Origin of the sequence: Marinospirillum insulare DSM 21763, from assembly GCF_000686905.1 — a bacterium.
Lineage (GTDB): Bacteria > Pseudomonadota > Gammaproteobacteria > Pseudomonadales > Halomonadaceae > Marinospirillum > Marinospirillum insulare.
On sequence record NZ_KK366037.1, the window covers coordinates 140241 to 162422 of the forward strand.

Annotated in this window: 18 protein-coding genes; 6 read left to right on the forward strand and 12 right to left on the reverse strand. The window is 44.0% G+C overall.

Annotation, left to right across the window (positions count from 1 at the left end; all coding sequences use genetic code 11):
* Positions 1-22: 22 nt before the first annotated feature.
* Complete coding sequence (hsdR, locus tag BP27_RS0114370) at positions 23-2446, reverse strand: EcoAI/FtnUII family type I restriction enzme subunit R (RefSeq protein WP_027852127.1); 2424 nt, start codon at positions 2444-2446, stop codon at positions 23-25.
* A gap of 190 nt (positions 2447-2636) precedes the next feature.
* Between hsdR and BP27_RS0114375 the strand changes: the two genes are divergently transcribed.
* A complete protein-coding gene (locus tag BP27_RS0114375; RefSeq protein ID WP_027852128.1) occupies positions 2637-2861 on the forward strand; it encodes an AbrB/MazE/SpoVT family DNA-binding domain-containing protein in 225 nt (74 codons plus the stop codon).
* Positions 2858-3247, forward strand: a complete 390-nt coding sequence (locus BP27_RS0114380) for a type II toxin-antitoxin system death-on-curing family toxin (protein ID WP_027852129.1) — start codon at positions 2858-2860, stop codon at positions 3245-3247. The genes BP27_RS0114375 and BP27_RS0114380 overlap by 4 nt, the downstream gene beginning before the upstream one ends.
* An 8-nt stretch (positions 3248-3255) precedes the next feature.
* Here BP27_RS0114380 and glnE read toward each other — a convergent pair whose 3' ends face one another.
* Positions 3256-6192, reverse strand: a complete 2937-nt coding sequence (gene glnE, locus BP27_RS16525; protein ID WP_036240543.1) for a bifunctional [glutamate--ammonia ligase]-adenylyl-L-tyrosine phosphorylase/[glutamate--ammonia-ligase] adenylyltransferase — start codon at positions 6190-6192, stop codon at positions 3256-3258.
* Positions 6193-6425: 233 nt separating this feature from the next.
* Here glnE and dauA point away from each other — a divergent pair, with 233 nt between their 5' ends.
* Together dauA and BP27_RS0114395 are read left to right on the forward strand one after the other, a co-directional pair.
* Complete coding sequence (dauA, locus tag BP27_RS16530) at positions 6426-8162, forward strand: C4-dicarboxylic acid transporter DauA (protein WP_036240544.1); 1737 nt, start codon at positions 6426-6428, stop codon at positions 8160-8162.
* A gap of 45 nt (positions 8163-8207) precedes the next feature.
* Positions 8208-8456, forward strand: a complete 249-nt coding sequence (locus BP27_RS0114395) for a hypothetical protein (RefSeq protein WP_027852130.1) — start codon at positions 8208-8210, stop codon at positions 8454-8456.
* A 2-nt stretch (positions 8457-8458) separates the two neighbouring features.
* Here BP27_RS0114395 and recJ read toward each other — a convergent pair whose 3' ends face one another.
* The 10 genes from recJ to ffh form a co-directional block, all read right to left on the reverse strand.
* Entirely contained in the window at positions 8459-10249 is a 1791-nt protein-coding gene (recJ, locus tag BP27_RS0114400; RefSeq protein ID WP_027852131.1) for a single-stranded-DNA-specific exonuclease RecJ, read from the reverse strand.
* Positions 10242-12515 carry a methyl-accepting chemotaxis protein gene (locus BP27_RS16535; RefSeq protein ID WP_051610606.1) on the reverse strand — a complete coding sequence of 758 codons (2274 nt, stop codon included), beginning with the start codon at positions 12513-12515 and terminating at the stop codon, positions 10242-10244. Before BP27_RS16535 ends, recJ begins: the two co-directional genes overlap by 8 nt.
* A 75-nt stretch (positions 12516-12590) precedes the next feature.
* Positions 12591-13985: a threonine synthase gene (thrC, locus tag BP27_RS0114410; RefSeq protein ID WP_027852132.1), complete on the reverse strand. Its 1395-nt coding sequence runs from the start codon at positions 13983-13985 to the stop codon at positions 12591-12593.
* Between the two features lie 19 nt (positions 13986-14004).
* Positions 14005-15309, reverse strand: coding sequence for a homoserine dehydrogenase (locus BP27_RS0114415; RefSeq protein WP_027852133.1), 1305 nt, complete (start codon positions 15307-15309; stop codon positions 14005-14007).
* Positions 15310-15359: 50 nt separating this feature from the next.
* Positions 15360-16076 carry a DsbC family protein gene (locus tag BP27_RS0114420; protein ID WP_027852134.1) on the reverse strand — a complete coding sequence of 239 codons (717 nt, stop codon included), beginning with the start codon at positions 16074-16076 and terminating at the stop codon, positions 15360-15362.
* Between the two features lie 147 nt (positions 16077-16223).
* Positions 16224-16580, reverse strand: coding sequence for a 50S ribosomal protein L19 (gene rplS, locus BP27_RS0114425; RefSeq protein WP_027852135.1), 357 nt, complete (start codon positions 16578-16580; stop codon positions 16224-16226).
* Positions 16581-16597: 17 nt separating this feature from the next.
* Positions 16598-17407, reverse strand: coding sequence for a tRNA (guanosine(37)-N1)-methyltransferase TrmD (gene trmD / locus BP27_RS0114430; RefSeq protein ID WP_051610607.1), 810 nt, complete (start codon positions 17405-17407; stop codon positions 16598-16600).
* On the reverse strand, positions 17394-17951 hold the full coding sequence (rimM, locus tag BP27_RS0114435; RefSeq protein WP_051610608.1) for a ribosome maturation factor RimM: 558 nt from the start codon (positions 17949-17951) through the stop codon (positions 17394-17396). Before rimM ends, trmD begins: the two co-directional genes overlap by 14 nt.
* Positions 17952-17998: 47 nt before the next feature.
* Positions 17999-18247: a 30S ribosomal protein S16 gene (rpsP, locus tag BP27_RS0114440; RefSeq protein WP_027852138.1), complete on the reverse strand. Its 249-nt coding sequence runs from the start codon at positions 18245-18247 to the stop codon at positions 17999-18001.
* 280 nt (positions 18248-18527) lie between these two features.
* The gene (ffh, locus tag BP27_RS0114445; RefSeq protein ID WP_027852139.1) at positions 18528-19916 is read right to left on the reverse strand and encodes a signal recognition particle protein; all 1389 of its coding nucleotides are present in this window, start codon (positions 19914-19916) and stop codon (positions 18528-18530) included.
* 125 nt (positions 19917-20041) lie between these two features.
* On the opposite strand from ffh, the gene BP27_RS0114450 reads away from it, so the two are divergent.
* Entirely contained in the window at positions 20042-20839 is a 798-nt protein-coding gene (locus BP27_RS0114450; RefSeq protein WP_027852140.1) for a cytochrome C assembly family protein, read from the forward strand.
* A gap of 12 nt (positions 20840-20851) precedes the next feature.
* Positions 20852-22150, forward strand: a complete 1299-nt coding sequence (locus BP27_RS16540; protein ID WP_036240547.1) for an HlyC/CorC family transporter — start codon at positions 20852-20854, stop codon at positions 22148-22150.
* The last annotated feature ends 32 nt before the right edge of the window (positions 22151-22182 follow it).

The following is a 22182-nucleotide window of genomic DNA, read 5'->3' on the forward strand; positions in this document are numbered from 1 at the left end:
CTCTAAGGTTTTTTAAAAGGTGTTAGGCGCGGAGGTGCGTATCATCATAAAGGGCGTTTTCTAGCTCTTTTATGGCTTGGTCGTATTCGGCTTTGCTGCCAAAAGCATTTTTAACTATTTCTAGGGGGCGGCCCATTTCTCTAAAAGGCGTTACTTTAAGCGCATCTTTGGATTCTATTTCGCTAATGCCCAGATCGGCGTATTTATCTAGCAGTGCATTTAATACTTGCTGGGCTGTTTCGTTGTATTTGCTGAAGTAATTGCGTTTTTTTACATTATTTGCGCGTTCTTTACGCGTTAGGGCTGGCTGGTCAAAAGCGATATGGCAGATAAGATCAAATGCGCCCATGTCTTTGCTAACGTCTTGCTCTAGGGCTTTCCAGATAACGCCCTGCCTTTCTAGTTCATCTATGATGGTTTGCTTGCGGTCGGCTTCTTGCCAACTGTTTACAAAAATATCTAAAGAGGCGTACTGCTCTAGTATGGCTTTTTTGGTGTAGTCCTTAAAAGACTCGGTAACCAGCTTGCCGTTAGCGCCGTAGTATTGCACTCGCTCGGCAATTTTTTTAACTTCGACACCCGCTATATGGTATTTAACGAATTTGTTTTCATCGTTAAAGCCTTCATCGGCGGCAAAGTCTTTGGCGTTATCTTGCTCGGCTTGGTAGTTTGCTGCGGTGCTTTCGCTTAAGTCATGTTCGGTATTTGCATCTTCACTGAGTTCATCATCTAGCTGGGTGTTTTCTAGGTCGTTAATTTCTTCGGGTGTTTTGACGATGACTTTTTCTGGAATGCCATCAAATTTAGGGTCTGCAAATAGTTCGGTGGCTTTTTTAAAGTCTAAAATGGTAAACCAAAGCTTATTGTAGCGATCATCTATACGCGTGCCACGGCCTATAATTTGCTTGAATTTGGTCATGGATTGAATGTTTTGGTCTAGCACAATTAGCTTGCAGGTTTTGGCATCCACCCCTGTTGTCATCAGTTCAGAGGTTGTAGCTATTACTGGGTAGGGTTGCTTGGGATTAATGAAGTTATCTAGCTGGGCTTTGCCTGCATCATCATCACCAGTAATTTTCATAACGTACTTTTCGTTCTTTTTAACCTGTTCAGGATTAAGGTTAATTAAGGCTCTACGCATTCGCTCGGCATGGTTAATATCGTTACAAAAAACGATGGTTTTTGCCATGGGGTCGGTACGTTGTAGGTAAGAGCTAATAGTTTTAGCAACCAGCTCGGTACGCTCGTCTATGACTAGGGTTCTATCAAAGTCTTTAATGTTGTAAACGCGGTCTTCTATTAGCTCGCCGTATTTGTCGACTTGCCCTTCGGTGGGTCGCCAACCTAAAGCGTCTATGTCTAAATCAACACGTACTACTTTATAGGGTGCTAAAAAACCGTCTTCTATGCCTTCTTTTAAGGAGTAGGTGTAAACCGGTTCGCCAAAATAGTCGGTATTAGACACTTCGTCGGTTTCTTTAGGCGTTGCTGTTAAGCCAATTTGGGTGGCTGAGCTGAAGTAGTCTAAAATTTCTCGCCAAGCGCTATCCTCTGCGGCACTACCTCGATGGCACTCATCTATAACTATTAAATCAAAAAAGTTGGGGTCTACTTGTTTAAAAGCTTTTTGGTATTCTTCTGGCCCTGTTAAAGCTTGGTAGAGAGCAAGGTGAATTTCATAGGCTGGGTCTACGCTTCGCCCAGTTATTTTTGTCATCGCCTGACCAAAAGGCTGAAAATCGTTGGTGCGGGTTTGATCGACTAAAATATTACGGTCGGCTAAAAATAGAATGCGTTTTTTCTTTCTGGCTTTCCATAAACGCCAAATAATTTGAAAGGCGGTGTAGGTTTTACCTGTGCCAGTTGCCATTACCAAGAGGATGCGGTTTTGCTCACGCGCTATGGCTTCTATGGTTTTATTGATGGCTTGTAGTTGGTAATAACGTGGTGTTTTGTCGCTACCATCGTCGTGATAATCTTGAGTAACTAAAGGAATTTGCGCTGAGGTGTAACCGCGCCATGCTGCAAACTTTTGCCATAGTTGGCTTGGGCTGGGAAATTCATCGAGGGTTATTTCACTTTCTATCGGCTCGCCTTCTGCCACGGTTTTGTCGTGAAATATAAAAGCATCACCGTTAGTTGAAAAAGCAAAGGGCACATCTAACAAGCCAGCATAATCTAAGCCTTGTTGCATTCCTTTGCCTAGGTCGTGCTTGTTGGCTTTTGCTTCTATAACCGCCAGCGGCATACCCATTTTGTAATATAAAACGATGTCTGCTGATTTAACTGTTTGGCGCATACCCATTTGGCCACGAACAATCACTTTACCATCACGCAGTTTAACTTCTTGGCGAATTTGCGTCATGTTATCCCAACCTGCTTTGGCTAGCGCAGGCAGAATGTACTTAGTAATTATGTCGGTTTCGGTTAGTTTGCTTTTATCCATTTTTCCTTACACCGCATCCTTGAAGCTTTATAGATAGAAAGAAGTCTTTAATTTGAATGACTCGATATTACTAGGAGTGCAGAGTTAGTACAATTTTTAGCAACAGAAGGTGAGACTCATCCTTGTTAAGCAGATTTGATGGTGATAACCTCTGTAATAACATTTGTTATAACTTTATTGAGGTAAGCTTATGCTTAAGGTAAAAGTTACAAACGTCGGCAACTCAATGGGAATACTCCTACCCAAAGAAGCGCTTGGTAAAATGAAAGCGAATAAAGGGGATTTCTTGTATTTAGTTGAATCACCTGAGGGTTATACATTAACACCCTACCAACAAGATTTTGAGGAGCAGGTTTCAGCTGCCGAAAATATTATGGCTCGCTACCGCAATACGCTTCGTGAACTAGCTAAATGATAGAGCCTAAATGGGTGCTAGAAAATGTTGTTCTTGCTGTTCACTCTATGCTGCTGTCAGAACACGGTGGAGCATCGGGTGTTCGAGATGAAGCATTACTTAAGTCTGCACTAGCTAGAGCACAGCAAAAGTTTGCTTATGAGCCACTCACCACACCTTTCGATTTGGCTGCTGCCTACAGCTTTGGACTTGTAAAAAATCACGCTTTTATTGATGGCAATAAGAGAGTCGCTTTTACCATTGGTGTTTTATTTTTAGAGTTGAATGGCTATGAATTTACAGCACCAGAAGCCGAAGCTGCGATTACCTTTGAAGCTTTAGCTTCTGGTGAAATTGGAGAAGAAAAGCTAAGCAAATGGTTTGAATCAAATGTAGTTTTCACCTAATACAATTTTTAGTCATTAAGCAAAAGTTCTTGCCATAATTGCGTAACTTGCTGACGGTATGCCACCCAAGGTTCGGCGGGTAAAAAAGTGCCGGCTTTTTCTAGGGCTGCGTGGTGGGTGGTTTTTCGGTAAATCAAATAGGCTTCTTGTAAACACTCTACCTTTGCTTGGGGTAATACGCCTGTGGCAGCTAGAGCATCTAAAATACGCATATTGTCGGTATGCTCATAAAGTTCTGGGTGCTTATGGCTATAGGCTAGCACTAGGTATTGCACCATAAATTCTATATCTACCAAACCGCCTGCATCTTGCTTAACGTGAAACAGCTCTTGCTCTCCAGGTTTTGAACCTAAGTTAGCGCGCATTTTTTCGCGCATGGTGATTACATCTTCACGCAGTTTTTTTAAGTCTCTTGGCTGGCTTAAAATACTTGCTCGCAGCTGATTAAATGCTTCGGTTAATAAAGTATCGCCTGCTACAACTCTGGCTCTTACTAGGGCTTGGTGTTCCCAAGTCCAAGCTTGATTAGTTTGGTAATCGGCAAAGGCTTTTAGGCTGCTAACGAGCAAACCAGCATTGCCTGAAGGCCGTAAACGCATATCCACTTCATAGAGTTGGCCAGAGGGTGTTGCTGTGGCTAAAAAGTGAATAATGCGCTGTCCTAAACGGCTAAACCAAGTCACGCTGTCTAGGTTTTTTTCACCGTCACTGGCTAGGGTGGGATGACCATCGTGAATAAAAACCAAGTCTAAATCTGAGCCATAGCCTAGTTCTATACCACCTAGTTTGCCGTAGCCCACAATAATAAAGCCGTTATCTGCTGGCACTCCTTTGCTTAACTCACCATTACTTAATCTGGGCCGACCATAACGCTGAGTTAAATCGCGCAGGGTTTGGTTTAAAACTTGCTCTAGCAAGACTTCAGCAATGTAGGTTAGGTAATCACTCACTTTCATTAAGTGGCGTTGGGCAACTAAATCTGATGCGGCTACACGGAGCACGTTGGCATGGCGGAAGTAGCGTAGTGCTTCCATTAAGGCTTCTATATCTTCTTCTGGAATGCGGCTTAAATGCTGACGCAATTCATCTTGTAGACTGCTTTTATTGGCGGGTGAATAGAGGGTTTCTGGGCTTAGCAGTTCATCTAAAAGAATCGGCATTTTAGCCAGCTGCTCGGCTAGCCAAGGGCTGGCAGCACAAATAGTCACCAGCTGTTTTAACGCTTCGGGATTTTCTGTTAACAGCACTAGGTAAGCGGTACGGCGCAATACGGCTTCAACTAACCAAAGGGTTCGCTCTAGGGCTGCATCGGGATTTTGGGTGGTTGCAACGGCCATTAGCACTTGTGGCATAAGTTGATTAAGCCTTTCGCGGCCTATCTGCTGCATATTGGCTACGGCTCTACTGGAGTAGAGGGTTTGCAGCACTTGCATACTGGCTTGGGCTTGTTTAAAACCTGCTTGCTGAAATGCCTCTAGGGTTAATGCTGGGTCGGCTTGTTCGCTCCATAAACAAGCAAGGGCTTCATCTATTTGGGTGGGTTCTGGCTGTTCTTCATCTGGGTCAGCAATAACGGCATCAAAATGCTGGCGAACTTGTTGCTTTGTTTGCTGTAAATGTTCGTATAAGGCTTGCCAGTCGGTAAAACCACAGCGCCAGGCGATTCTTGCCTGGGATTCGTCATCCTCGGGTAGAGTTTGGGTTTGTTTGTCGGCTAAACCTTGTAGGGCATGTTCTAAATTACGCAAAAACTCGTAGGCGGTGAGTAGCTCTTGGCTGGCTTCTTCTGGCATTAAACCTAGGCTGGAAATAATGGGTAGCACTTTTCTAACCGAGCGCTCTTGCAGTTCTGTATCTCGTCCACCTCGAATTAATTGGAAAACCTGGGCAATAAATTCAACTTCACGAATACCGCCTAAACCTAGCTTGATATTGTTTTCTAGGCTTTTGCGACGAACTTCTCGGTTAATCATGGCTTTCATAGCACGCAAGGCTTCGATGGCGCTAAAGTCTAAATACTTGCGGTAAACAAAAGGGCGCAGTTCATCTAAGAGGGTTTCTCCCGCTTGTTTGTTGCCAGCAATCACGCGTGCTTTGATCATGGCATAGCGTTCCCAATCGCGGCCTTGTTGCTGGTAATAATCTAGCAGAGCATTAAAACTGAGTGCTAAAGCGCCAGCATCTCCGTAAGGGCGTAAGCGCATATCAACACGAAACACAAAACCATCAGCGGTGACTTTATCTAAGAGTGCGATTAGTTTTTGACCAATGCGTGTAAAGTATTCTTGGTTGTCGAAGCTGCGTTTTCCGCCCAGTGTTTCACCTTGGGATTCAAAGCCAAAAATAAGGTCAATGTCTGAGGAAAGGTTAAGTTCACCTGCACCCAGTTTACCCATGCCTAACACGACTAGGCGCAGCGGCTGCACTTCTTGCGATTCAGCTTGGGTAAGGCTGGTGCCCCTTGGGTAGGGCTTGCCCCAAGCCGGTGCATAAAAATCTTCTAACCAGGCTAAGGCTGCTTCGGTGGTGACTTCTGCCAGCGCGGTAATTTCTGCTGCGGTTTGCCAAACTTGTTGGGGTTGGTCAGTAAATTGGGAATCTCGCCACAATAGGCGTAACATAACGGCACGTCGAAACTGCCTTAACCTAGCTTGCAAACTGGCTTCGTCGGTTGGCAACTGCCCATTTTCATTACTTAATGCCTGCTGGCACCAAAGTGTATAGTCGGCAAGATTTAAGCGGGGGGTTAGTCGGTTTTCTTTAGCTAAATGCGCTAGTAGGCTGGCATCAGCTGTTAGTAACTCCGTTGCGTAATCGCTTGTTGCTAGTAACCCTGCTAAGCCTTGAGGTTGGCTAGTAGTTAACTCGCTTGTTAAACGGCTGAGTGCTTGCAGGGTGACAGGGTGTAGCTTAGACGGCAGAAATGACAAATCAACTTGTGGCACAGCTATAACCCTATCATCAGTAAAAAAGTTTAAAGTAACCCAGCCAGCTTAGTGACTGATTCAGTCTAGCTCAACCTTATTTTACACGTCTGATTAATCGCATTGCTGGCTGGTTTCGCTGCAATACTTCTTTAAATGGACGGATAGACCCAGCACTCTAAACGAGCTATTTATTCTAGCTTATAAAAGAGGCTGTCTTTTTTATTAACTATTAACATACCTCAAGGAGAGTTATGTCCTTTCCTATCGCCTCTGCTGTTAAAGAAACCCTTAAACAAGGTTATACCTTCCAAGATTTACGCGCCGACTTATTGGCTGGTATTACGCTAGGCATTATTGCTGTACCCCTAGCCATGGCTTTAGCTATTGCTAGTGGTGTACCACCTCAGTATGGCTTATATACCGCTATAGTGGCTGGTGCTGTTATTGCTTTAACGGGTGGCTCACGCTTTTCTGTTAGTGGCCCAACGGCTGCTTTTGTGGTTATTTTATTACCTGTTACTAGCCAATACGGCTTAGGTGGTTTGCTCTTAGCTACTTTAATGGCTGGGGCAATTCAGCTTTCGATGGGTGCACTCAGGTTAGGGCGACTGATTCAATTTATTCCTGCACCGGTTACCTTGGGTTTTACTGCGGGTATTGCTTTAGTGATTGCTAGCTTGCAGCTTAAAGATTTTTTTGGGCTGAGTGGTATGGATAACACGGCCCACTTTTTTGTAAAACTAACCGACTTTTTTAGTTTGCTTGGCCAAATTAGTTGGGGCGATTTTTTAGTGGGTGCAGTTACCCTAGCCATACTAATTATTTGGCCGCGCTTAAAAACACCCATTCCTGGTCATCTGCCTGCTTTATTGTTAGCAACGGCCTTAGCTTTATTGGGTGGATATTGGCTAGCTGATTTTGAAGTGATTTTATTAGGCGATCAGTTTAGCTGGAGCTTAGGCGAGGAATCTGGGCGTGGCATTCCACCTGTTGCACCTTCTTTTTTATTACCTTGGTTAATGCCTAATGCTGAAGGTGAAGCAATAGGTTTTAGTTGGGAGCTATTCAGCGCCTTACTACCGGCAGCTTTTACTATTGCCATGCTGGGTGCTATTGAGTCGTTACTTTGTGCGGTGGTGGGTGATTCTTTAACCGGTACTAAACATGACCCTAACGCTGAACTGGTGGGTCAGGGTGTGGGTAACTTAGTTGCACCTTTTTTTGGCGGTATTACGGCTACGGGTGCTTTGGCTAGAACAGCAGCGAATATTCGTGCTGGGGGACGCTCACCTTTTGCGGCTCTTTTTCATGCGGGCATGGTGTTGGCTAGTGTGCTTATTTTTTCTGACTGGTTGGCTTACCTGCCTATGGCGGCTTTAGCTGGCTTATTACTGATTGTTGCTTGGAATATGAGTGAAGCACATCATGTTTTACGCATGTTGAAGGTAGCTCCACCGAGTGATCTGCTAGTATTGGTGACCTGTTTTAGCTTAACCGTTATGTTTGATATGGTGCTAGCTGTTGGGGTGGGTATTGTTTTGGCATCTTTGCTCTTTATGGGGCGCATGGCACAAGCAACCCAAAGCTATACGCTTAATGAACGTGAGCATCAAGGTATGCAGCTACCTGAAGGGGTAGCTTATATCCGCATTGCTGGGCCACTATTTTTTGGAGCAGCTGAAAAAGCACTCGGGCGTTTATCGCAAGTTTCATCTAATATCGATGCTGTATTTGTTGATATGCATGGGGTTTCTAGCTTAGACATTACAGCTATCGATTCTCTCGACACCTCAATTCGTCAGCTAGAATTACTGGGTAAAAACATTGTTTTTATTGGGCTTCACCCGCGTTTGATTTTGAAATTGCGCAGGGCTGGTATTCGTAAAAGCAAAACGATTAGCTTTGCCCGTAGCGCAAATCATGCCTGTAAACGTTGGCAAGCCTACCAAGCTATAATTAAATCAAAACTAGAATTAAATAAAACCTAGCCGATAAGCTGGTTGATGAAGCAGGCTAAATTTTGGAGTAGTAAGATGGACAGTGCACCCGAAGAAAAAAACCAATCCATTGCATTGGTTGCATCTTTATTATTTATTATCGCTTTTGCAGTGCTAATTTACATTTTTTTTACTAAGTTTATGATTCAGCCACATTCCACTGAATTAAGAGAAGGCCACAGGGATGCTGATTATTGCCGAATGGTTAAGCTTTATATGGATACCAATGGCAGAGAAGGCTGGCGAGACTACCGCGGCATTTACTATAAGGACTGCTTAAAGTAATGCTAGTTGGCTAGCTCTGCGTAGCTAACCATAAGCTGCAAACTTGTTTTACCTCTAAATACATTTTCTTCTAAACGGTAAGCCAAACGGACTTGGTCACCCTGCTGAAATGGAAAGTTAGCTCCTGCCTGTGGCAAAGCACGAAACCATATAGCTTTTATCAAGTTAGTTTCATTCGCTAAAGCTAGGTCTAATTGCAAATGAATAGGGTCTGCGCCTACCGCTCTAATTCCAGCTACTTGAAACACGCCTTCAAACAAAGGTGCTTCAAACTCTCTACCGTAGGGTTCTAGCTTTTTAAGTAAGTTAAAAGCTTCTAAATTTATTAAGTTGGGGGCAAGCTCACCATCGGTCAGCAGGTAGGGCGCTAGTTTACGATCACCCAGCTGATAAACGATGGCTCGCTCAAAAGCTTGCTGAAAGTCTACTAGGCGCTCTCGCCAAAGCGTTAACCCTGCTGCAGCTTGGTGGCCACCAAATTTAACCAGCATACCTGGGTTTAAATCATCCACCCTTTGTAAGGCGGCATGAATACTTAGTTCTGGGACACTTCTTGCCGAAGCAACCAGCTGCCTTGGATCACTAGAAGGCGTTAGAACAATGGTAGGGCGACCATGCTTTTCTACCAACCTTGAAGCCACTATACCTTGCACACCTGAATGGCCTTCTTCTAGGTAGGCAACTAAACTTTGCATACCTGCAGCTACTTGTTCTTCTGCACCTTTTAAAGCGGCACTAACCATTTCTTTTTCAATACTACGCCTTTGCTGATTATCGCTATCAAGCAATTCTAGGTGTTCTGCTGCTAAAGAGGGCTGTTTTGCTAAAAGGTATTCTAGCGCTTCGTAAGGGTCTGCCATGCGTGAGCTAGCGTTAATTCTTGGTCCTAACTGAAAGCCTAAGGTTGATGCGGTAAAGGCTTCAAACCTTTGCCCCATTAGCTGACGAAAGGCTAGCCAACAGGCTTCATCAGAAGCATTCATGATTTGTAACCCTGCCCTAACTAAAGCTCGATTAATAGCACTGGCTCCTAAAGAAACACAATCTGCAACTGTGCCTAGTGCAACAAAAGGTAAAAGGAAACTGAGCTTGGGTGTGCTACTTGGCAACAAACCTTCTTGAACCATGGAATTACGTAACGCAGACATTAAAAGCCAAGCCACTCCAACACCAGCTAAGGTTTTATCTGGGTAATAGCAATCTTCACGTGTTGGGTTAATAACGGCATAAGCAGAAGCGGGTGGACCGTTTTTAGGAAGGGTATGGTGGTCTGTGACTAAGAGGTCAATTCCTGCAGCTTTTAGCCTAGCAATGCGTGGTTCATCAGAAGAACCACAGTCTGCGGTAATGATGACGCTGGGAAGCTTATCTGCAGCAAGAATACGGTCAGTTAGAGAGTCGCTTACACCATAACCATCATCTATACGGTGACCAATTAAGCTGAGTATTCTATTGGCTGGAACGCCTAAAATTTCAGTGAGTGTACGGTAAATAACAACGTGAGAGGTGATGCCATCAACATCGTAGTCGGTTAGTAGCCCTAAGGTTTCACCTTGCTGCAAAGCAAGCTTTAACCTTTCTACTGCAGGCTGTATATCTGCAAGGGAGTCGGGTGCTGCTAAGTGATTTAAACCTGGCTCTATTAAAGCGGCCATGGAGGGCGAAGATTGATTGAGTCGCCCAGCCAGAACTTTTGCTAAAAGCGGATGTACGCCTTCGGTCAGGGCTTGCTGGTAAATACTTCTATCAACCGACCGAGGGCGTAATTCAATTTTTTTAGTGGTTTTAAGCACGTCCTATCTTCGCTAAAACCTCATTCAGTAGAGCCACTATCTGGTCTGAGTAGTCGTCAACTTTAAGGTAAAGGTCTTCAGCATGAGTATCATTTCCTTGCTGCTTAGCTTTAATAATCTCTTGAATAAGCTTATGTAGTTCCGCATGAGGTTCATCTAAGGCTTTCATCTCAGGGAAGTGACCAAAGCTTTTCATTCCTTCGCCTAGGTACCATACACCTAAGTCACACTGGGTATGGCTGACAGCTTGGTCTAGGCTAAGGCTAGATTGGCCATCTAGGAAACTACGCACTCTTACTTTCCATGCTCGGTGAGCACTTTTAGCTAAAGCTAGCTCTACATGCGGCTCTATATTGACTTTAAAGCCACGCATTTGCTTCATTAATTCGGAAATTTCACTGCCTATGCCGCTTGTTGCTGCAATGATATTGCTGGTTTGCCCGACTGTCTCTACCGCACCTTCACTGATAATAACGATGTGACGGTTAATGTCATCGGATACAGCGGTTTGTTCTTCAGCAGCAGAAGCAATTTGAGCGCTCATATCACTAATTCTGCGCATGGCTTCAGTAATTTCTTGCAGGGCAAGGCGTGCTGCTTCGGTTTGTTCAACGGTTTTTTCAGCTTCTTTATGGCTGCGTTCAATAACATTAACAGACTCTTCTACACCCTGTTGAAGCTGCTCTATCATGCCATGAATTTGTCCAGTGGCTTCTTGCGAGCGTTGTGCCAGCTGACGTACTTCATCTGCTACAACTGCAAAGCCACGACCATGCTCACCAGCACGCGCTGCTTCAATGGCAGCATTAAGTGCTAAAAGGTTGGTTTGTTCAGAAATACCACTAATCACATCTAGAATGCTGCCAATGTTTTCGCTGTATTCATTTAGCTTACGAATAACTTGCGCAGCCTGGTCAACTTCGGCTGCTAAGCGTGAAATACCTTCGCTGGTTTGGTGAACAACTTCATTACCATGCGCTGAGCTTTGATCTGCTTGCTCGGTAGCATTCGCTGTTTCTGCCGCATGACTAGCAATTTCTACTGCAGTGACCGACATTTCGTTCATGGCTGTGGACACTTCTTCAGTACTCATTTGCTGACGCTTCATTGAATCTGCTGTTTCACCGGTGACACGGAAGGTGTATTCAGCTTTTTCACCTAGCTCGCCCACGTGATCTAAAACAGAAAGCACTGTTGCTTCAACCTTAGCGACAAAACGGTTGAAGGATTTAGCCACCTCGGAAAGCTCATTCTTACCCTCTATGGGTAAGCGCTGACGCAGGTCTTGATCACCTTCTGAAATGTTTTGTAGAGCAAGATTTAAGCGTTTGATTGGTGAGATAATACCTCTTCTTGCCAAGAGCCAAGAAACCAGTAAGCCAGCTAAAAGAATCAAGAGTGAAACTGTTGATGTTGTCGCGATAGCGCTTTTGAATGCAGCAACACTAGCCGAACGGTCAGCATAAATAGCCATTACACCTATAGTATTACCGCTGTAGTCTTTTAAAGGTGCAGCTAGCACTGCAATATCATGACCATCTTGTGCTGTTCGGGTAGATAAGGTCTTGCCCTGCATAACTTGATTAAAGTCTTTTACTGGAATCAGCTCTTGACCTTGCCAGGTGCTGACTAGCTGCTCAAAGCCTTTGTCAGTTGCCTGATAAATAACCATATCTGCTTTTTGACTAGCTTTAAAAGCATCGGCATAAGCTTGGCGCAAAGATAAACCAAACTCTAAGCTACCATAGTGGCGGCCTTGCCAAGTGACTGGTACAACGCCACGAATACCTATGCCCGCTACGCCACTTTCTATACCTGAGACACTGTTTTTATTGCGGTTAGTTTCAACAACTGTATGTCTAAAAGAGGAAAGATCATCACCATATTTAGCTGGCTTATGTAGACGCAAAAAAGAAGTTGCTGGGGGTAAATGGAATTGCATTTGTTCTATGCCTGCCATTTGCTGCAGGTTTTCAAACACTGGCAAAAGTTCATCTTCTAAAACAGCACGGTTTTGCGCAGCAAAGTTTCTTTGAACGTCTGGCTGGCTAGCAATGGCTGCGGCTAGATGCAAGGCTTGGGATTGCTGATTGTTAATTTCATCTAACGCTGCCTGATGTAGTCGATTTAGAGCATCCTGCTCTGTTCTTAACATCAGTTTATCCATGTTGTTTAACTGAAGCGGTAGTAATATGCCAATACCCAATACCAACACCAGTGCAAAGCCTAATTGTATTCTTAACCCTATACTTAGCTTGTTGAACATTGTGTTGTTTCTCCTTGTAATCTACCCGGCTTAAATTAAGCCACCATTAAGCTATTTAATTACCACAAATTTATATTATTTACTTTGTACTTCAGCTAAGTGACTTTGTACAGCTTTTAAGTCTGCTGGCAGTAGAGTGTAGCGCTCTTCACGCTCTAGCAAATCACTCATGTGTTCTGGCAGGCTAGCACCTTCTGGAAAGCCAGCTTTAATGATTGCTTCTTCAAACTTAGCTGGGTGAGCTGTTGCCAAAGTGATAACGGGTGTTGATGAGTCTGTTGCACATTTTTCAGCAGCTAAATAGCCTGTGGCTGTGTGTGGATCTAACAACTCACCTGTGCGTTTAAAGGCATCGGTTATTACTTTCAAAATGGTTGCGTCATCGACTGCTAAGCTAGCAAACACTTCTTGTGCTTTAGACCAAGCTTTAGGGTCTAGCTGAGTGGCTTGGTTTTGGAAGTCTTCTAATAATGCCGCGACTGCTTTACCGTCTTGCTGATAAAGATCAAACAAGAGGCGCTCAAAGTTAGAAGAAACGACGATATCCATTGAGGGTGCTAAGGTTGGCTCTAACTTCTTTTTGCTGAAGTCATTGCTATGCAAGGTACGGTGCAATATATCGTTGGCATTGGTTGCAACAATTAGCTGTTTAATGGGTAAGCCCATTTTTCTCGCTACATAGCCAGCAAACACATCACCAAAGTTAGCCGATGGCACACTAAAAGAAACTTCACGGTGTGGTGAACCAAGGGCAACAGCGCTGGTAAAGTAGTAAACAATTTGCGCCATAATCCGCGCCCAGTTAATCGAGTTAACGGCAATTAAGCGCTGACCGTTTAGAAAGCTTTGATCTCCAAAGCTAGCTTTAACCATGGCTTGGCAATCATCAAAATCACCTTCAATTGCTAGGTTGTGTACATTAGGCGCTAGCACACAGGTCATTTGGCGGCGTTGTACTTCTGAAACACGGTTATGTGGGTGCAGAATATAAATATCGACCTGCTCGCAAGGTTTGCAGCCTTCGATAGCTGCTGAACCTGTGTCACCCGAAGTGGCCCCCATAATAACGCCACGCTCGCCACGTTTTATTAGGAAGTGATCTAATAAACGACCTAATAGCTGTAAAGCAACGTCTTTAAACGCCAGGGTAGGGCCATGAAACAGCTCTAACAAAAAGTGGTTGTTATCTAGCTGTTTTAAAGGCGCTACTGCATCGTGATTAAAGCTAGCATAGGTTTTCTTTAAAATATCACGCAAAGTTGTTTCGTCTATGCAATCACCCACATAAGGGCGCATAACACGAAAAGCGACTTCGTGGTAAGGCAAACCAGCCAAATCAGCAATTTCTTCTTTGCTCATTTGTGGGTAGGTTTCTGGCACATAAAGGCCACCGTCTGGAGCCAAACCTGTTAATACCACTTCTTCAAAACTGAGTGCAGGCGCTTGCCCACGAGTGCTGATATATCGCACGGCTTTATCTCACTATAAATTATTGATCGTTTAAGCTTTCAACACGAATACGCATTACGCCGCCAGCAATATCTGCCAAAGATTCTATTTGGCGAATAACCTCGTTCATGGCTGCTTCTTTGGTGACGTGTGTTAGTAAAATAATGGGGACTAGCTCACCTTCGATTGAATCTCTTTGTACGATGGCTTCAATACTTATACCCTGTTCACTTAAAATAGTAGCAACGCGAGCTAGAACGCCTGGACGGTCTACCGCTAGCAAGCGTAAGTAATAAGCCGTCTCTATTTCTTCCATAGGAAGTACAGGCAAATCATAAGACTGGTCTGCAAAAGCAAGGTAGGGTACGCGTGAGGCTTGATCTACACCCATAGCACGTGCCACATCGACTAAATCAGCTATAACTGATGAAGCTGTGGGTTCTGCACCAGCACCTGCACCGTAATAAAGTGTTGGGCCTACGGCATCACCAGACACCATAACTGCATTTTTAACGCCATTTACGTTGGCTAGCAAACGCTCTTTAGGTATTAGCGTAGGGTGAACACGCAACTCCAAACCTTCTTCTGTACGGCGAGTGATACCTAGGTGCTTAATAACATAGCCTAGTGAATCGGCTTGCTGAATATCATCAATAGTAATGCGGCTAATACCTTCGGTATAAACATTCTCGAAGCTGAGTGGTACACCAAAAGCAATAGCAGAAAGAATGGTTAGCTTGTGCGCTGCGTCGATACCTTCCACATCGAAAGTTGGGTCGGCTTCTGCATAGCCTAGCTCTTGTGCTTCAGCTAAGGCTTCTTCGAAGGTTTTGCCTTCTTCTTGCATGCTGGTAAGTATGTAGTTACCCGTGCCATTAATAATACCCGCCACCCATTGAATTTTATTGGCAGTTAAGCCTTCACGAATGGACTTAATAATGGGTATGCCACCAGCAACAGCCGCTTCAAAAGCAACTACTACGCCTGCTTCACGAGCTGCTTGAAAAATTTCATTACCGTGTACGGCAATTAAGGCTTTGTTAGCAGTCACTACATGCTTGCCAGCTTCTATGGCTTTCATAACTAAATCATAAGCTATGTCGTAACCACCTATCAGCTCTACAACTATGTCGATTTCTGGATTTTCAATAACATCAAACACATCTTGCGACATATAAACGCTGGACGTTTCGCAATCTGGGTTAGGAGTTCGGGTAGCTACCTGTTCGATAACAATCGGCCGACCTGCTCTACGGGAAATTTCGCTGGCATTGCGGAATAAAACATTAAATACGCCGCCACCAACGGTACCTAGTCCACATATAGCTACTTTTACAGGTTTCAAATTAGTCTCCTAGTTTCAAAGGTATCTCTATTTTTTAATTGTAACCTAGTTTACAGGCCTAGCTCACTGATCAGTCTATCAGCAGGTACAAAACCAGGAATTACTTTACCACTGGGCAAAAATATTGCCGGTGTGCCTTGAACACCTAGCTGGCGACCTAATTCATACTGTTCTGCAACAGGGTTATCGCACTGTTTTTGCGCTAGTGTCTTACCTGCTTTAGCATCAGTCATGGCTTGTTGTTTATCGTCTGCACACCAAACATTCACTAAATCATTAAAGCCGTTACCTTGCGGTCCCTGACGGGGAAAAGCCAAGTAGCGCACTTCAACTCCCCGCTGATTTAATTCTGGCACTTGCTCATGTAGGCGTGAGCAGTAAGGGCAGGTGGAGTCGGTAAAAACTTGCACTATTGCTTTAGTTTCACCCTTAGCGGAAAAAATAACCTGGTCTTCTGCTGCCACTGATTGAATAACTTCGGTACGTATAGCTGAACGGGCATTTTCTGTTAAGTCTACTAAGCCAGCGTCCGTTACTTCTAATAAGCTGCCTGCAAAAATATAACTGTCTTGCTTATGAACATAGAGTAAATCGCCAGAATTTAATTGCACTTGGTAGAAATCTTTTACAGGTGCAGGGTTTACTTTAACAACCTCAATTCTTGGGTCAATCTTTTGTAAGCGTGCCTGCATCTCATCTTTAGCACTAGCTGCAACTGAGCCAGCAAAAACTAGCAGCAATAAACCAGTAAACCATTGCTTAAGCATTTTTATCCCCTATAAAATATTAGCAAAACAGTATGCCTGCCAGCATTTAAAATGGCTAATCCTACTCTATTTAAATACAAAAACGGGCACCCTAGGGCGCCCGTTTTAACTCGCTTATTTTTGCTATAAACAACAAGCAACAATAAATTAAGCCAGTTTTTCTTTGATACGTGCAGACTTACCTGAACGCTCACGTAGGTAGTAGATTTTAGCCTGACGTACATCACCACGGCGCTTCACTTGAATAGATTCAACTAAAGGGCTGTAAACTTGGAAAGTACGTTCTACACCTACACCACTAGAAATTTTACGAACGGTGAAAGCTGAGTTCAAGCCACGGTTACGCTTACCTAGCACTACACCTTCATAAGCCTGTAGACGCTCACGTGTGCCTTCTTTAACTTTAACCTGAACAACAACTGTGTCACCAGGTGCAAAGTTAGGAACTTCTTTGTTCATTTGTTCGGCTTCAATAGCCTGAATAATAAGGTTTCTGCTGCTCATTGCTGCTCACTCCTGGACTAAGGCCGCTCGACTTGCACCCTGGCAAGCGGGGCTTCGTATTCACGGATAAATTCTGTCAATAATACCTGCTGCTCCTGATTCAACTGACGTCCTTTCAGTAGATCGGGGCGCCGCAACCAGGTTCGACCGAGCGCCTGCTTCAGACGCCAACGACGTATGGCTTCATGGTTACCACTGAGTAATACCTCAGGTACCTTTACACCATTTATCTCTTCAGGCCGCGTATAATGCGGGCAGTCCAGCAAACCATCAACAAAAGAATCTTCTTCTGCTGATGCCTCATGCCCGAGTACTCCAGGAACAAGGCGAGACACTGCATCAATCAATGTCATAGCTGCTAGTTCACCGCCGCTGAGAACATAGTCACCAATGGACCATTCCTCATCGATCTCTGAGGCCACAAGGCGCTCATCAATACCTTCATAACGACCTGCAACAAGAATCAAGTTTTTGTTGCAGGCTGCTAATTCTTCTACACCAGCTTGATCTAACTTTCTGCCCTGAGGCGATAGGTAAATCACCTTAGCATTAGAGCCTGCTGCTGCTCTTGCTGCTTTAATAGCTGCTTGCAAAGGTTCTACTTTCATAAGCATTCCGGGACCACCGCCGTAAGGCCGATCATCAACCGTGTGATGCTTATCAGTAGTGAAATCTCGCGGGTTCCAAAACTCAAAGTTAAGCAAACCCTGCTTTACTGCCCTAGAAATAACGCCTTGTTGTGTGATGGCATCGAACATCTGTGGAAATAAAGAAACTACACCAAACCACTTATTAGCTGGCTGTGTTTCTAATTCAGAAGTCTGCATCCCAATCCACTTTAATTTGGGCAGTTTCTAGGTTTACCTCTTGCACTACTTCAGGTAACAACCAAGGTATAAGTCGTTCCTGTTGGTCAAGGCTGCCTGAGCAGGCTTTAACCACTAGCACATCGTTGGCACCTGTTTCTAGTAAGCTACTAACCTTACCGTAAAGCTGACCTGCTAGATTAACTACCTGCAAACCAATGAGTTGATTCCAATAGTAGTCACCCTCAGGTAGCTCGGGTAGTTTAGCTTTGCTAAGAAGAATTTCTGCGCCTGATAATAGGCGTGCTTCTTCTGGCGTATTAACACCTTCTATCTTAGCAATGAGTCCTTTACCGTGCTTACGACCATCTAGCTGACGTACTCGCTTACTTTGCCCGTTATGCTTAAGCTGCCATTCGGAGTATTTAAGTAAGTTTTCCATTGGGTCAGTGTAAGAATAAACTTTCACCCAACCTTTAATACCAAAAACACTGGTTATTTTACCCAGCACTATTAGTTCAGCTTTATTTTCTTGTGCTGTCAGCTGATTTTTTGTTCCGCTCATGTGCACCTCGCTCATGTGCGAAATATCAACTAGCGCTAAAGCAGTTATTACTGCTGCTTAGCGGCTTCTTTAACTAGGCTTGCAACACGCTCAGACAACTGTGCGCCTTGTGCAACCCAATGCTGAAGACGATCTGTATCGATGCGTAAACGCTCTGCGTTACCTTGAGCTACAGGGTTAAAAAAACCTAGACGCTCAATATAACGGCCATCGCGTGCATTGCGTGAATCAGTTACGTGTAGGTGATAAAAAGGACGCTTCTTTGCGCCACCACGAGCTAAACGAATGGTTACCATTACGAGTCTTTCCTTTAAAGTATCCGGAAAACAGTGCAGAAGTCATATCTGCCACTGTAATAAAATTTGTGACTAGGATGTCACCCTAATTCGGGTAGCCAACCCAGCACTTAAGAATCTGTTCAAAAGGCAAGCCACCTGAAAGGCGAAGTATTCTAATGGATTACTTCAGCCTTGGGAAGCTTTGACGTAGATTTAACCTATTTATTAAACACTGACCTTAAGAGTTGGGCTATTGTAGTCTGCTAATCGACAAACGCAAGCCAGAAATTAGGCTTAATTAAAAGCGTGGTGGAAAGCCGCCGCCACCCATGCCACCCATACCTGGAGGCATCTGACCTTGCATGCCGCGCATCATATTGGCAACCGCACCTTTGTTGGTCATCTTCTTCATCATTTTTTGCATTTGCTTGTGCTGCTTAATCAACCGATTCAAGTCTTGTAATTGAGTGCCTGAACCTTGGCAAATACGGCGCTTACGCGAACCATTCAACAACTCTGGCTTTTGTCTTTCCCAAGGTGTCATGGAGTTAATGAGTGCCTCCATTTTACCAAACTCTTTCATGGGCCCTTGCTGCTCAGCCATTTTAGCCATGCCACCCATACCCGGGAGTTTTTCTAGCATGCTAGACATACCGCCCATTTTTTTCATCTGCTGCAATTGCTCGCGAAAATCTTCTAGATCAAAGCCTTTACCTTTTTTAACTTTTTTAGCTAATTTGGCGGCCTTGTCTTTATCTAGGGTTCGCTCTGCTTCTTCTATCAATGAAAGCAGGTCACCCATACCTAGAATACGTGAAGCAATACGATCTGGGTGGAAGGCTTCTAGCGCATCGGTTTTTTCACCCATACCCATAAACTTAATGGGCTTGCCGGTAATCTGCCTAACTGACAAGGCTGCACCACCACGGGCATCACCGTCTGCTTTAGTCAGCACAACACCTGTTAGCGGCAGAGCTTCATTAAAAGCTTTAGCGGTGTTGGCAGCATCTTGACCTGTCATGGCATCAACAACAAACAAGGTTTCAGATGGATTAAGCTGAGTATGAATAGCCGTTATTTCGCTCATCAAAGCTTCATCTACGTGTAAGCGACCTGCTGTATCCACTAGCAGTACATCGTAGAACTGAATTTTAGCTTCGCGCTGTGCTGCCTCAATAATACTGGCAGGCTTTTGATCGGGCGTGGCAGGAAAACAATCCACACCTACCTCATTGGCTAGGGTTTTTAATTGCTCCATTGCCGCAGGGCGGTAAACGTCTACCGAAACAACCAATACTTTTTTCTTTTCTCTTTCTCGTAAGAAACGAGCTAACTTTGCAACGGTGGTGGTTTTACCCGCACCTTGCAGACCAGCCATTAGAATGGTAGCTGGCTCGCCTTTTAACTCTAAACCTGCATGAGATGAACCCATGATATCGGTGAGCGTTTCATTAACAATCTTTAAAAATTGCTCACCTGGTTTTAAAGCTTTAGAAACTTCTTGTCCTACTGCACGCTCTCTAACCTGATCAATAAAGTCTTTAACAACAGGGAGTGCAACGTCTGCTTCAAGTAGTGCCATACGCACTTCTCTTAGCGTTTCTTTTATATTGTCTTCTGTCAGTTTAGCGTTACCTGTTATACTGCGTAACGTGTGCGACAGGCGATCACTTAAATTTTCAAACATGTCTTGCCCTCAGTACTAAGCATTTGTGTGGATTATAGACTAATAAGCTTTAGGAATGGATGCTAAAGTTAAAGGAATCCGCTAGGATGGTAAGATATTTATTTATGGAGTTACACATCCCTAGTATGACCGTTTCCCTGCCATCAACCTTACTTGCCGCTATCTTTTATATTGCAGCTGGCACTTGGGTTTTACTGCATTTAGCGCGCAAAGCACCCGCTAAGCTGGTGTTGGTTCGCCTGCTAGGCTTGGGCGCCTTATTAGCTCATGGAATCGCTCTCTCTAGCCACTTAGGCATACCGAACAATCTCAGCTTAGGCGTATTAGAAGCAGCTTCCTTGGCTAACTGGTTAATTTGTGCGTTTATTTTAATAGCTAGCTTGCGTCATTCTACCCTGAATTTAGCTGTAATACTTTTTCCTTTGGCTGCCATCATTTTGTTAGTCAATCAGTTTAGCATTAGTCAGAGCTTTCCTATAGATGGCCGAAGCGGTCTATTCTTCCATATCATTGCTTCACTTTCAGCTTATAGCTTATTTGCTTTGGCCAGTGTTCAAGCACTTTTAATAGCAGCACAAAACCATCAGCTAAAGCAACGACAAATGAGTGGGCTTATTTCTGTTTTACCGCCCTTGCAAACTATGGAGCGCTTACTTTTTGAACTGCTTCTTGCTGGGCAACTATTACTCAGTCTAGGGATTTTAAGTGGCTTTGTTTTCTTAGATAATATGTTTGCTACTGGCATGGCGCATAAAACCCTTCTGTCTTTAGCAGCCTGGGTCACTTTTGGCTTATTATTAGTAGGGCGCTGGCGTTTTGGATGGCGTGGCTTAACGGCTGTTCGCTGGACTCTAGGCGGCAGTTTATTGTTACTCTTGGCTTACTTTGGTAGTAAGTTTGTACTTCAATTTATCTTAGCGTGAGGTCTGAACCGTTTGGACGCTGAACTACCCTTAGGTTTTTTACTTGGACTCTTAGTACTGCTCATTGCTTGCTCTGCTTTTTTTTCAGGCTCAGAAACGGGCATGATGTCTATCAATCGCTATCGCCTTAGCCATAAAGCAAAACAGGGCGATAAAGCAGCTATTAGAATCACCAAACTTTTAGAGCGCCCAGACCGTTTATTGGGCGTTATTCTTATTGGCAACAATTTCATTAACAACTTTGCCGCAGCTATCGCAACAGTAATAGCTATTAGCTATTTAGGTGAAAGCCTTGGGCCAGTTGTAGCCACCTTTGCTCTAACTATTGTGGTGCTTATTTTTGCAGAAGTTACCCCAAAAACTTTAGCTGCTTTGCACCCTGAGAAATTCGCAAAACCTGCCTCTTTCGCACTTATCCCACTGCTTAAACTGCTTTATCCTCTTGTGTGGATAGTTAACATTATTGGTAACTTCTTCTTAAGGCTGCTTGGTGCTCGCCCTGATCAAAATAAACAAGACAACCTAACATCCGAAGAACTTCGCACTGTTGTAAATGAGGCTGGCAACCTAATTCCTAGTCGCCACCAAGCTATGCTGTTATCAATTTTAGATTTAGAAAAAATCACCGTTGATGACATTATGATTCCACGCCAAGAAGTAACTGGAATAGACCTAGAACAAGACATAGAACAAATACTTGAGCTTTTACGCCTAGCACAACATACCCGCATCCCTGTTTATAAGGGTGATATTAATGATGTGATTGGCATACTTCACTTGCGTGGCGCACTTAGGCTTATTGCTGCAGATAATCCCACTAAAGGTATGCTTATTCAGGAAAGCCGCGAGCCCTACTTCATTCCTGAATCCACTCCCCTACAAACTCAATTACTTAACTTTCAAAAAGAAAAGCGCCGTATAGGCATGGTGGTTGATGAGTATGGTGACGTACAAGGCTTGGTAACACTAGAGGATATACTAGAAGAAATTGTTGGTGAGTTTACTACTGACACCCTTCACCACCAAGATGATATTCAACTACAGCAAGATGGCTCTTGGTTAATTGATGCCAGCGCCAATATTCGTGAAATTAATAAACAACTGGGCTGGGAGTTGTCTACACAGGGCCCTAAAACACTAAACGGTGTCATCTTGGAGTATTTAGAATCTATCCCTGATGGTAATGCCTGCGTAGTTTTTGGTAACTATCGCTTTGAAACCTTGGAAGTAAAGGAAAACCTAATTAAAGCCGTTAGAGGCTGGGAAGATACTAGCAAGAAGCGTAAGAAACTTCTCCGCAATAAACACTAACCCAGCCACTTTGCTAAAAGCTATTTATAAAC

Coding starts and splice junctions, on each gene's coding strand:
- rplS (WP_027852135.1), bottom strand. CDS start 16,580: ATGAGCAGCAGAAACCTTATTATTCAGGCTATTGAAGCCGAACAAATG.
- trmD (WP_051610607.1), bottom strand. CDS start 17,407: ATGCAGACTTCTGAATTAGAAACACAGCCAGCTAATAAGTGGTTTGGT.
- BP27_RS0114375 (WP_027852128.1), top strand. CDS start 2,637: ATGCTTAAGGTAAAAGTTACAAACGTCGGCAACTCAATGGGAATACTC.
- BP27_RS0114450 (WP_027852140.1), top strand. CDS start 20,042: ATGACCGTTTCCCTGCCATCAACCTTACTTGCCGCTATCTTTTATATT.
- BP27_RS0114380 (WP_027852129.1), top strand. CDS start 2,858: ATGATAGAGCCTAAATGGGTGCTAGAAAATGTTGTTCTTGCTGTTCAC.
- rimM (WP_051610608.1), bottom strand. CDS start 17,951: ATGAGCGGAACAAAAAATCAGCTGACAGCACAAGAAAATAAAGCTGAA.
- hsdR (WP_027852127.1), bottom strand. CDS start 2,446: ATGGATAAAAGCAAACTAACCGAAACCGACATAATTACTAAGTACATT.
- dauA (WP_036240544.1), top strand. CDS start 6,426: ATGTCCTTTCCTATCGCCTCTGCTGTTAAAGAAACCCTTAAACAAGGT.
- BP27_RS0114420 (WP_027852134.1), bottom strand. CDS start 16,076: ATGCTTAAGCAATGGTTTACTGGTTTATTGCTGCTAGTTTTTGCTGGC.
- BP27_RS16535 (WP_051610606.1), bottom strand. CDS start 12,515: ATGTTCAACAAGCTAAGTATAGGGTTAAGAATACAATTAGGCTTTGCA.
- ffh (WP_027852139.1), bottom strand. CDS start 19,916: ATGTTTGAAAATTTAAGTGATCGCCTGTCGCACACGTTACGCAGTATA.
- BP27_RS0114395 (WP_027852130.1), top strand. CDS start 8,208: ATGGACAGTGCACCCGAAGAAAAAAACCAATCCATTGCATTGGTTGCA.
- rpsP (WP_027852138.1), bottom strand. CDS start 18,247: ATGGTAACCATTCGTTTAGCTCGTGGTGGCGCAAAGAAGCGTCCTTTT.